Here is a 10,946-nt window from a genome sequence, read left to right on the forward strand (position 1 = left end):
TGGCTCACCGGATTGAACGAGATCGACAGCGGAACCACCATCGCCGGCGGCACCAACTTCGGCGACGCGACGCAAAACATCGTCAGCGGCGCCAGGAATCTCGGCAACCTCGGGCGCGGGCTCAATATCGGGGTGATCCGCGGCCAGGTGACGATCCCGGGACTGGGCACCATCACCAACCTGGCGGTGCTGGCGCGAGCGCTGGAAACCAACAGCAAGGCCAACATCCTGTCCACCCCCAACATCCTCACGCTCGACAACGAAGAAGCCAAGTTCGTCGTCGGGCAGAACGTGCCGTTTATCACCGGACAGTTCCTCCCGCAGACCGGGGGCGCGACGGTCACTCCCTTTCAAACGATCGAGCGGCGCGACGTCGGCCTGACCCTGAAGGTCAAGCCTCAGGTGACCGAAGGCGGAACGATCAAGCTCGCCATCTACCAGGAAGTGTCGAGCGTCCAGGAACCGGAAACCACCGCCGGAATCATCACCAACAAGCGCTCCCTGGAGACCAACGTGGTGGTCGAAGACGGCAGCATCGTGGTTCTGGGCGGCCTGGTGCAGGACCAGCTCAACAACACGGTGGAGAAGGTGCCGATCCTCGGGAACCTCCCGCTGCTCGGGCATCTGTTCCGCTACGAGACGCGGCGCAACCAGAAAACCAATCTGATGCTCTTCCTGCGCCCACACGTGGTGCGGGACGAGTCTGCTTCGCGCGTGTTGACGGTGGATCGCTACGACTACATGCGCAACCTTCAGCAGCAGACGCAGACCCAACGCCACTTCGCCTTGCCGCCGATGCAGGGACCGGTCATGCCGGAATTTCACATGGGACAGAAGCCGCGCGCGGCGCAACCACAGACGGGGACACAGCCACCGGCCGACGCGCGATGAGGCAGCCGGTTCCTTATTCGTTTGCGAAGGCGCATCGCGTGCTCGCGGCCGGCGAACGCGACGGCTGCCTGGTGCTGTGGGTGACCGAGCGCACGCCGGCCACCGCGATCGCCGAGGTGCGTCGCGCGCTGGCCCGCGAGATCGCCCTGGAGCTGGTGGACGATCCGCGCTTCGAGGAGGGCCTGCGCGCCGCATACGTGGATAGCGGCGAGCACGCCGCCTCGGTCGTGGGCGAGGTGGAAAGCGAAGTGGACCTCGACCGGCTGATGCAGGACATGCCGGAGGTGGAGGACCTGCTGGACGCGCGCGACGATGCGCCCATCGTCCGCATGCTCAATGCCATGCTCTCGCAGGCGGTGCGGGAGGGCGCCTCCGACATCCACTTCGAGCCCTTCGAGAGCTATTCGGTGGTGCGCTTCCGGGTCGACGGTACGTTGCGCGACGTGGTGCGGCCGCGACGCGGCCTGCATGCCGCACTGGTGTCGCGCATCAAGATCATGGCCAACCTCGACATCGCCGAGAAGCGCCTGCCGCAGGACGGCCGCATCATGCTGCGCTTGGGCGGGCGGCCGATCGACGTGCGGGTTTCGACGCTCCCCGCGGGCCATGGCGAACGCGTGGTGCTGCGCCTGCTGGACAAGGAGCGCGGCCGGCTCACGCCGGAGAAGCTGGGAATGGCCCAGGACACGCTGGCCGGAGTCGAGGCGCTGGTGCGGCAGAGCCACGGCATCGTGCTGGTGACTGGGCCCACGGGCAGCGGCAAGACCACGACCCTCTACGCCATGCTCTCGCGCGTGGACACCGCCACCACGAACGTGCTCACCGTGGAAGATCCGATCGAGTACGACCTGCCCGGCATCGGACAGACGCAGGTCAATCCACGGATCGGCATGACCTTCGCGCGCGCCTTGCGCGCCATCCTGCGCCAGGATCCGGACGTCATCATGATCGGCGAGATCCGGGATGCCGAGACCGCGCAGATCGCGGTCCAGGCTTCTCTCACCGGTCACCTGGTGCTGGCGACTCTCCACACCAACGATTCGATCTCGGCGGTCACACGGCTCATCGACATGGGCATCGAGCCGTTCCTCCTGTCCTCGTCGCTTCTGGGGGTGCTGGCTCAGCGCCTGGTGCGCAGGCTCTGCCCGGTGTGCCGGCGGCAGGACGCGCACGGCCGCTGGCATGCGGCGGGCTGCCCCGCGTGCGGGAACACCGGCTACAGCGGTCGCACCGGCATCTATGAGCTGCTGATGGTGGACGATCGGGTTCGCGAGGCGATCCACGGCGGGGAAGGGGAGCACGCCCTGCGCGCGCTCGCGCGCTCGCGCGGCTTCCGCACCATGGCCGAGGACGGCGCACGCTGGGTGGCGGACGGCACGACGTCGGTCGAAGAGCTGGCGCGGGTGACGCGGGAGGAGTAAATGGGCACGTCGGGCCGAAGTCTTGCGCCTGTTCCCAAAACCTGAGATGGCCACATTCCGGTACGAAGCGGCGCGGGCGAATGCCCGCATCGAAAGCGGCGAGCTGGAGGCGGACAGCGCCAGGGCGGCGCGGACCGCCCTGCGTGCCCGAGGGCTTCTGCCGATCTCGGTCGAGCCGGCTGGGAGCACCGGCGCCAAGTCGCGGGAAGTTTCCCGGAATCGCCTGCCCCCGGCCGAACTCGCGCTGGCGACCCGGCAGCTTGCGAGTCTGATCAGCGCCGGTCTGCCGCTGGATCTGGCGCTCTCCACGCTGGCGGAGCAGGCGGACAGCGAAGCCCAGCGGGAGGTGTTTCGCACTGTGCGCTCGGATGTCGCCTCCGGATACCGGCTGGCCGACGCCCTTGCGCGACACCCCAGGGTCTTCCCGCAGGTCTATTGCGCCACCGTGGCGGCCGGCGAACAGGCCGGGAGTTTCGGCACCGTGCTCGAGCGGCTGGCGCAGTACCTGGAGGACCGTCAGGCCCTGCGCACCAAGCTAGTGGGTGCGGCGACCTATCCGGCGATCGTCGCCGTGGTGGCATTCGGGATCGTGCTGTTTCTGATGACCTATGTCGTTCCGCAGGTGGTCCAGGTCTTCGAACAGACCCGGCAGGTATTGCCGTGGCCCACGCGCTTGCTGCTGGCTGTGAGCGCTTTCCTGGAGACCTTCGGGCTCTGGCTGCTGCTGGGACTTGGGGCCGCGCTGTGGGGAGTGCGCGCCGCGCTGCGTCGGCCGGGCCCGAAAACCGCCTGGGATCGACGAGTGCTGAGTCTGCCGCTGTTCGGACGTCTGGTGCAGGGCATCGATAGCGCGCGTTTTGCCGCGACGATGGCGATGCTCACCGAGGCGGGAGTGCCCATTCTGCGCGCGCTCGCCGCCGCACAGGCCACACTGGGCAACTCGGTCCTGCGCGGCGTGGTGAGAGAAGCGATCGAGCGGGTGCGCGAAGGATCGAGTCTGGGGCGGGCGCTGGCCCAGGCGAAGGTCTTTCCGCCCGTTCTGATCCGGCTGATCGAGGTTGGAGAGGCCACCGGCCAACTACCCCAGATGCTCGCTCACGCCGCGCGCAACCAGACCCGCGAAGTGGAGCGCCGTGCGACGGCATTGGCCACGTTGCTCGAGCCGGTCCTCATTCTGGTGATGGGCGCCGTCGTGCTGGGCATCGTGCTCGCCGTCCTGATGCCGATCATCGAGATCAATCAGCTCGTGCGCTGATACAGGATCGGCAGGCTTGCCGGCCCGTTTTCGCCGCAGTGGTCAGCGTGCCCGACGCGCTGCGTGAGGACCGAACGCTTCGCTTCGAAAGCTGCTACCGCGCCCCTTCACCGGACAGTACGACCCGCATCGTCTTCAGCACGATGATCAGGTCCAGCAAGAGCGTGTGGTTCTTGACGTAGTACAGGTCGTACTGGAGTTTCTTGATCGCGTCTTCGATTGACGCGCCGTAGGAGAACCGCGTCTGCGCCCACCCGGTGATTCCCGGTTTGACGCTGAGCCGGGCGCGGTAGAACGGGATCTTCTCCGTCAGCTCGTTCACGAAGAACGGCCGCTCCGGACGCGGACCCACGAAGCTCATGTCGCCTTTGAGCACATTGAAGATCTGTGGCAGCTCGTCGATGCGCGACCGGCGGATGAAGTTTCCAACCGCCGTGATGCGCGGATCGTCCGCACGTGCCCACTGCGGGACACCGTCTCGCTCCGCATCTACGGTCATGCTCCGGAACTTCAGCAGCCGGAACGTTCTGCCGCCGCGTCCGACCCGTTCCTGGCTATAGAACACCGGCCGGCCGCTTTCAATCAGGATGGCGACGGCGGTCAGCACCATGATCGGGGCAGTTGCGAGCAGCAGGAGAATCGACGCAACCAGATCGAACGTGCGCTTGACGAAGTTCCGGCCCCAGCCTTGGCGGAAGCCCTCGCTGTAGATCAGCCACCCGGCCTTCAGCGAATCGATCGGGATCTCGCCGCGAAAACGCTCGAAGAAGGTGGGCAGGCAACTGACGCGAACGCCTGCCAGCCGGCAGTCCACCAGATCGCGCAGCGGCAGCATCCCGCCTCGTTGCTCACGGGCTGCGACCACGATCTCGTCCACGCGCAACTTCCTTGCCGCGTCCACCAGGGAGGTTCCCGCCGGAACGATCCGTTCCGGCGAAACAGCCAGGTCCTCCGCACGTCCGAGCGGATAGAACGCAACCACGGCGATACCGGCCGCCCTGTGCAGCGCCCGTTCGACGGCAGAGGCGTCGCGTCCGGTCCCGACGACCAAGATGCGGTACGTCAGAAGGTCGTTGCGGATGCCCGAAAAGACGAAGACCCCGCGGACCAGCACGAGACCTGGAATCGCGATGAGCAGGCTTTGGGCGAGAGGGTTCTCGAACCCGTGGCTGTTTGGTCCGAACGAAATGGCCACGTAGGCGACCGGTATCGCCATGACCAGCGCAAACTCCCGGCTCGCGATCAGGCGGATCAGGTCGCCGGGATAATCGTGAAGGTGCAGTCCGAGCCTCAGATTGATGAACACGCTCAGGCTGGCCAGCGTCAGCGCGAGAAGCAGGACGATGCTCAGACTCTCGATGTGGCTGGAAGCATCGATCTGCGCCGCAACCACCAGGATGGCGAACGAGACGAGCAGTGCCTCCAACGCCACCTGCAGCGCGACTGCAACAGGAATGCGATAACCGTAGACAAAAACCATTGCCCCCCCTTGAAGAACGTGCCTACTGCTGCGGTTGTTCTTGGGCTGGTGCCGGACATTCCGGACAACGGCCAATGCCCGACAACGCCAGCCCGTGTAATTGTTATGGCCTTACATTGCAATGCGGCTGCAGTCCATCAGAGCCGGGAAGGGGGAAGCGGCATAGGGGCGGGACTCCAACCCTTGCCGGGCTTGAGGGCGAACGCGTCAACGGCGATGCAGGCTTGCGCCGTGCGCGAAGCAATGCATCCGTAACGCCCAAAAAGGAATGCCTCCCTTCCTGCTACTGCTTGCGGTTCAGCGAACCGCCAGGATTCTCGTTGTTGTTGCTTCTACCCCTTCCTGGCTCTACCGCGGACGCCGCTGCGCGGCAGGCGACCTTTCCGTGTAGCCAGCCAAGGCCCTTTTATCGTTTACCCTGCTTCTAGGCACAGGCTGGATGTCGCCGACCGACGACATCAGCATAGACCAAGACTTTCGAGCAAGCAAACAATAGCTTGCGACGGCGGCATGGAAACATCATCTTATGCTTCAAGATGTCTCTCCAAGTACTTGACTGACCGTAACGTGGAAGAGGCAATGGCGTGTTGGGCATTGCCTACTTGCGGTACGATAGCGGGCCGGCGGCCGCGTCCAGTGCGTGGACCATGTGTGATCGTTCATCTGTTTCTTGAGAAGGCTCGAGGAGCCGCCCGAGGGTGCGTCGCGGGATGCCGGAAACAACGCTCTGGCCAACTTTTCTCAGGAGGTTGTCATAACACACGGTAGAACAGCGGAGAAGACCGGTTCCCGGCGAGCCGGGGGCCCGATCAATGCGCTGACCGTCGACGTGGAAGACTACTTTCACGTGTCGGCGCTGGCGCCCAGCATCGATCGCAACACCTGGTCTTCGCGCCAATCCCGGGTTGTCGGCAACACTCGGCGGCTGCTCGCGCTTTTCGAGGAATTCGGGGTTCGCGGAACTTTCTTCGTGCTGGGATGGGTGGGCGAGAGGTTTCCGCAGTTGGTCAAGGAGATCGCCGCGCGCGGTCACGAAATCGCCTGCCACGGGTTCTCACATCGGCTGGTCTATGAACAGTCTCCCAAGGAATTTCGCGAGGAGACGGTCCGATCGAAGAAACTGCTCGAGGATATCAGCGGATCCGAAGTGCTCGGGTATCGGGCGGCGAGCTACTCGATCGTGGAGGAATCCCTTTGGGCCCTCGATATTCTGGCCGAGCTGGGATTCGTTTACGACTCGAGCATCTTTCCCGTGCGCCACGACCGGTACGGTATCCCCGATGCCGAGCGGCGTCCGCACAGAATGACTACGCCCAACGGCAGTGCGATCCTGGAATGGCCGCTCGCCACGGCAAGCATCTTCGGGTTGAGGTTGCCCGTTGCGGGCGGGGGATACTTCAGGCTGTTTCCGTACTGGCTCTCTCGCTGGGGCCTCGAGTCGATCAACGGGCGCGAGGCGCGGCCGTTCATCTTTTATCTGCACCCATGGGAGATCGATCCGGGGCAGCCGCGCGTGCCCGCGAGTTGGTTGTCGCGGTTTCGCCATTACACGAATCTGCACAAGTGCGAAGAGCGCTTGCGACGGCTGCTCGGCGAGTTCGAATTTGCCCCTGCAAGGGAGGGGTTGGCGCAGCTCGGCCTGCTCTGACCATCGTGCCTGCATCGACGCCCGAGGTCCGGTGAACCGCGCTCCACAGGTCGCAATGCCGTAGGCGCCGTTCGTGGATAATGCCTGCTAACGGCCCATCATGCGTTACCATGTCTCAGATTCATTCAATGGCTGCGACGATCGCGCGCGGCCCCGAAACAACCACAACCGAAGCGACAAGCCTGAGAAAAGGGAGAGTTCTTTGCATGGATTCGATAGCAACGTCAGCCGCGGGCCGCATGTCTCACTCAGCCGCTCGCGCGCGTAGTTTTGCGTGCCGCTTCTGCGGCACTGCGCTGAAGACCACCTTCGTGGACCTGGGCATGTCGCCCTTGTGCGAGTCCTATGTCAGCTCCCATCAGCTTGCCGAGATGGAGCCGTTTTACCCGTTGCACGCCTACGTGTGCGACCAGTGTTTTCTGGTTCAGCTACAGGAGTTCGTGACCCCCCAAGAGATCTTCACCGAGTATGCATACTTCTCTTCTTATTCGACGAGCTGGGTGGAGCACGCGCGCCGCTACGCCGAGATGATGATCAAACGCTTCAGGCTCGGCCCGGCCTCGAAGGTGATGGAGATCGCCAGCAACGACGGCTATCTGCTACAGCACTTCGTCGCGCGCGGGATCCCGGTGCTCGGCATCGAGCCTGCAGCCAACGTCGCCAAGGCCGCGATCGACAAGGGCATACCGACAACCGTGCAGTTCTTCGGCCGCAAGACCGCGACGTCGATCGCCGCCGAGCACGGCCGGCCCGATGTCCTTCTGGGGAACAACGTGCTGGCACATGTGCCGGACATCAACGATTTCGTCGGCGGGATGAAGATCCTGTTGGCGCCGCACGGCGTGATTACCATGGAGTTTCCGCACCTCGCGAGGCTCATCGCGGAGAACCAGTTCGACACCATCTATCATGAACACTTCAGCTACCTGTCGTTCGTGACCGTGGAGCGCATCTTCGCTCACCATGGATTGACGCTTTTCGACGTCGAGGAACTGCCGACCCACGGGGGTTCGCTGCGCATCTACGCGCGCCACGCGGAAAACGATGCCGTGCCGGTATCGGAGCGCGCGCACGCGCTGCGGCGGCGCGAGCTCGACGACGGCTTTCTGACGCTGGAGCGCTACCGCGGCTTCGAAGAGCAGGTCAAGGCGACCAAGCGCAAACTGCTGGCGTTCCTGATCGACGCCAAGGAGCGCGGAAAGAGGGTGGCTGGCTACGGTGCACCAGGCAAGGGCAACACGCTGCTCAATTACTGCGGCATTCGGACAGACTTCCTCGACTTTACGGTGGATGCCAATCCGTACAAACAGGGAAAGTACACCCCGGGCACGCGGATCCCGATCCTTGCACCGGATAAGATACGAGAAGCGCGCCCGGATTTCGTGTTGATCCTGCCATGGAACCTGAAGGACGAAATAGCCGCGCAGGCGGCGTACATCCGCGAGTGGGGTGGGAGGTTCGTAGTGCCGATTCCCGAAGTGCGCGTGTTCTGAGTGGCGCTTAGCCGCCACGCAACGACGATAAGGCTGATCTCAGGAAAATGAGAATACTTGTCACGGGCACTGAAGGGTATATCGGCGCGCGCCTGGCACCTTGGCTCAGCACGCGCGGTCACGAGGTCGTGGGTCTGGACACCGGCTTCTACCGCGACGGGACCTTGTACCTGGATCCGATCGGCCTGCCCCAATCTCCGCGCACTGTTTACAAGGATCTGCGCACGGTAACCGCAACGGACTTCGAAGGCTTCGAGGCTGTTGTCCACCTCGCCGAGTTGTCCAATGATCCGCTGGGCCAGAACCGTCCGGAGGTCACCTACAAGATCAATCATGAAGGCTCGGTCCGAATCGCAAGGGCCGCGCGTGAAGCAGGTGTGCGGCGATTCGTTTACGCCTCCTCGTGCAGCGTGTACGGTGTTGGTAGCGGGGAGTTTCTGGACGAAACCTCGCCGACCAATCCCCAGACTGCGTATGCGAAGTGCAAGGTCCTGGTGGAACGCGACTTGGCGCCGATGGCCGGCGCCGAGTTTTGCGTTACGTTTTTGCGCAACGCGACCGCCTACGGGCCGTCGCCGCGGATGCGCTTCGACATCGTGCTCAATGATCTGTGTGCGCTTGCGTGGACAAAGAAGAAGATCGCGATGGTCAGCGATGGCAGCCCATGGAGGCCGATCGTGCACGTCGAGGACATCTGCGAAGCGATTCGCTGCACGCTCGAGGCGCCACCGCAAGCGGTCAACGGGGAGATCTTCAACGTGGGTGCCACCACCGAAAACTACCGGGTACGCGAGATCGCTGCAATCGTCGCCGAAGCGTTTCCGGGCTGCGAAGTCACCGCCGGCCCGCCGAGTGCCGACAACCGCAGCTACCGGGTTTCGTTCGACAAGATTGCCAGTCGGCTGCCGGGATTCAGGGCACGCTGGACCGCCGCGGCCGGCGCCCGCGAATTGCGTCGCCTCTTCGAGCGAATCGAGTTCTCTCCGGAGTCCTACGAGTTCCGTGCGTTTACGCGACTGAAGCAGTTGAAGTACCTTCAGCGCACGCAACAGATCGACGAAGATCTGTTCTGGAGGCAGGAATGACAACGTCTCTTGCGCCGAGCATATCGGCTGAAACGGTCGGTCGATGAAAGTCGTTCTCTTCTGCGGCGGCCTCGGCACGCGACTGCGCGAACACTCGGATACGATCCCGAAGTCGCTGGTGAACATCGGATATCGGCCGATCCTCTGGCATTTGATGCGATATTACGCGCACTTCGGCCACAAGGAATTCATTCTGTGTCTTGGTTATCGGGGCGATCTCATTCGCGAGTTCTTCCTCGATTATCGCGAGGCGATGTCCTCGGATTTCGTGATGTCGGAAGGTGGACGTCGCATCGAGATTTTCGACGAAGGCATCGACGACTGGCGCATTACGTTTGTGGATACCGGGATGCACTCCAATCTCGGGCAGCGGTTGCTGCGCGTCAGGCATCTGGTCGAAGGGGATGAGATCTTTCTCGCCAATTACTCCGACGGGTTGAGCGATCTGCCGCTGGACTGGTATGTGGGCAGATTCCGTGCAGCCGATGCCGTCGCGAGTTTTGTGTCGGTGCGTCCCTCGCAGAGCTTCCACGCCGTGCACGCGGATGACAGCGGTCTGGTCACCGCGATCGAGCCGGTAAGCGCTTCGGATTACTGGATCAACGGTGGGTTCTTCTGTTTGCGGCGTGAGATCTTCGACTACATCCAGCCAGGGGAAGAACTCGTGGAACAGCCATTCAAGCGCCTTCTCGCGCAAGGAAAGCTGATCACGGTGAAATACGAAGGCTACTGGGCGGCCATGGATACCTTCAAGGACAAGATTACGCTGGATCGCATGGAAGCACGTGGCGACTGCCCCTGGATGGTCTGGAAGAAGACGAAGTGAGAACTCGGGTAGTTCCGGTCTTGCTCGCCTCGCGGCTCGGAGCCGCTCTCGCACCACGCCACGCTCCCAAGAGAGTCCGGGTTAGTTGTGTTGCGGCTGGTACCTGAAATCCGCGCGGGTCGCCCGTTGCGGCTGCTGTGCATCGGCGCGCATAGCGACGACCTCGAAATCGGCTGCGGAGCGACTGTGATGAGCTGGCTGGCCGGCGTGCGCAGGATCGAGGTGACATGGGTCGTTCTCAGCGCAGAGGGAGTCCGGGCCTCGGAAGCTCATCGGAGTGCCCGTGCGCTCCTGGCGCGTGCGACCAAATCCAGAGTCGTGATTGGCTCGTTCAGAGACGGTCATCTTCCAGGACAGTACGTCGACGTGAAGGGGTTTTTCGAAGATCTTAAAGGGAAGGTAAACCCCGACGTGGTTCTGACGCACTGGCTGGGGGATCGGCATCAGGATCATCGGCTCGCTGCGGATCTGACCTGGAACACCTGGCGCAATCACGTCGTTCTCGAATACGAGATTCCCAAGTACGAAGGTGACCTGGCGCCGCCCAATGCCTACGTTCCCATATCTGCCGCGATCGCGCGCCGAAAGGTCGGTCACCTGCGGCGTTATTTTTCGTCACAACGCAGCAAAGACTGGTTCGTTGCCGAAAACTTCCTGGGGTTGATGCGGCTTCGCGGCCTGGAATCCCGTTCGCCGAGCGGCTTCGCGGAAGCCTTTCACGCGAGGAAACTGGTACTTTGAGATACCGTCCGGACCGATGAAGCCGACGGCCTCCCGAGATCGATGAGCTCGAGCCACGAGTTGAGCGAGCAGCGCGGATCCGCCGCTATGACTTCGTCTTTGTGGG

9 protein-coding genes are annotated in these 10,946 nt (G+C 63.2%); 8 read left to right on the plus strand and 1 reads right to left on the minus strand.

The window, feature by feature from the left end; translation table 11 throughout:
• The 3 genes from VNM24_01305 to gspF all read left to right on the plus strand — a co-directional run.
• Nucleotides 1–891, plus strand: an 891-nt coding sequence (locus VNM24_01305; protein HWQ37236.1) for a type II secretion system protein GspD, incomplete at its 5' end; no start/stop codon positions are given.
• Nucleotides 888–2,312, plus strand: a complete 1,425-nt coding sequence (gspE, locus tag VNM24_01310; GenBank protein HWQ37237.1) for a type II secretion system ATPase GspE — start codon at nt 888–890, stop codon at nt 2,310–2,312. The genes VNM24_01305 and gspE, both read left to right, overlap by 4 nt.
• A 46-nt stretch (nt 2,313–2,358) precedes the next feature.
• Entirely contained in the window at nt 2,359–3,567 is a 1,209-nt protein-coding gene (gene gspF, locus VNM24_01315; GenBank protein ID HWQ37238.1) for a type II secretion system inner membrane protein GspF, read from the plus strand.
• Between the two features lie 94 nt (nt 3,568–3,661).
• Here gspF and VNM24_01320 read toward each other — a convergent pair whose 3' ends face one another.
• Nucleotides 3,662–5,047: a TIGR03013 family XrtA/PEP-CTERM system glycosyltransferase gene (locus VNM24_01320; GenBank protein HWQ37239.1), complete on the minus strand. Its 1,386-nt coding sequence runs from the start codon at nt 5,045–5,047 to the stop codon at nt 3,662–3,664.
• A gap of 817 nt (nt 5,048–5,864) precedes the next feature.
• Between VNM24_01320 and VNM24_01325 the strand changes: the two genes are divergently transcribed.
• The 5 genes from VNM24_01325 (at nt 5,865) to VNM24_01345 (ending at nt 10,840) form a co-directional block, all read left to right on the plus strand.
• Nucleotides 5,865–6,695 (plus strand): XrtA system polysaccharide deacetylase, encoded by an 831-nt coding sequence (locus tag VNM24_01325; GenBank protein ID HWQ37240.1) that lies wholly within the window; start codon nt 5,865–5,867, stop codon nt 6,693–6,695.
• Between the two features lie 239 nt (nt 6,696–6,934).
• On the plus strand, nt 6,935–8,188 hold the full coding sequence (locus VNM24_01330; GenBank protein HWQ37241.1) for a class I SAM-dependent methyltransferase: 1,254 nt from the start codon (nt 6,935–6,937) through the stop codon (nt 8,186–8,188).
• A gap of 47 nt (nt 8,189–8,235) precedes the next feature.
• Nucleotides 8,236–9,273, plus strand: coding sequence for an SDR family oxidoreductase (locus VNM24_01335; GenBank protein HWQ37242.1), 1,038 nt, complete (start codon nt 8,236–8,238; stop codon nt 9,271–9,273).
• A 43-nt stretch (nt 9,274–9,316) separates the two neighbouring features.
• A complete protein-coding gene (locus tag VNM24_01340) occupies nt 9,317–10,099 on the plus strand; it encodes a sugar phosphate nucleotidyltransferase (GenBank protein ID HWQ37243.1) in 783 nt (260 codons plus the stop codon).
• Between the two features lie 87 nt (nt 10,100–10,186).
• On the plus strand, nt 10,187–10,840 hold the full coding sequence (locus VNM24_01345; GenBank protein ID HWQ37244.1) for a PIG-L deacetylase family protein: 654 nt from the start codon (nt 10,187–10,189) through the stop codon (nt 10,838–10,840).
• Nucleotides 10,841–10,946: the final 106 nt, after the last annotated feature.

It is taken from the genome of Burkholderiales bacterium (genome assembly GCA_035560005.1).
In the GTDB taxonomy this organism is placed as follows: Bacteria; Pseudomonadota; Gammaproteobacteria; order Burkholderiales; family Eutrophovitaceae; genus DASRFY01.

What these genes read in the sequence shown, in the direction of transcription:
- gspE (HWQ37237.1), top strand. Translation starts at nt 888, where the DNA reads ATGAGGCAGCCGGTTCCTTATTCGTTTGCGAAGGCGCATCGCGTGCTC.
- gspF (HWQ37238.1), top strand. Translation starts at nt 2,359, where the DNA reads ATGGCCACATTCCGGTACGAAGCGGCGCGGGCGAATGCCCGCATCGAA.
- VNM24_01320 (HWQ37239.1), bottom strand. Translation starts at nt 5,047, where the DNA reads ATGGTTTTTGTCTACGGTTATCGCATTCCTGTTGCAGTCGCGCTGCAG.
- VNM24_01330 (HWQ37241.1), top strand. Translation starts at nt 6,935, where the DNA reads ATGTCTCACTCAGCCGCTCGCGCGCGTAGTTTTGCGTGCCGCTTCTGC.
- VNM24_01335 (HWQ37242.1), top strand. Translation starts at nt 8,236, where the DNA reads ATGAGAATACTTGTCACGGGCACTGAAGGGTATATCGGCGCGCGCCTG.
- VNM24_01340 (HWQ37243.1), top strand. Translation starts at nt 9,317, where the DNA reads ATGAAAGTCGTTCTCTTCTGCGGCGGCCTCGGCACGCGACTGCGCGAA.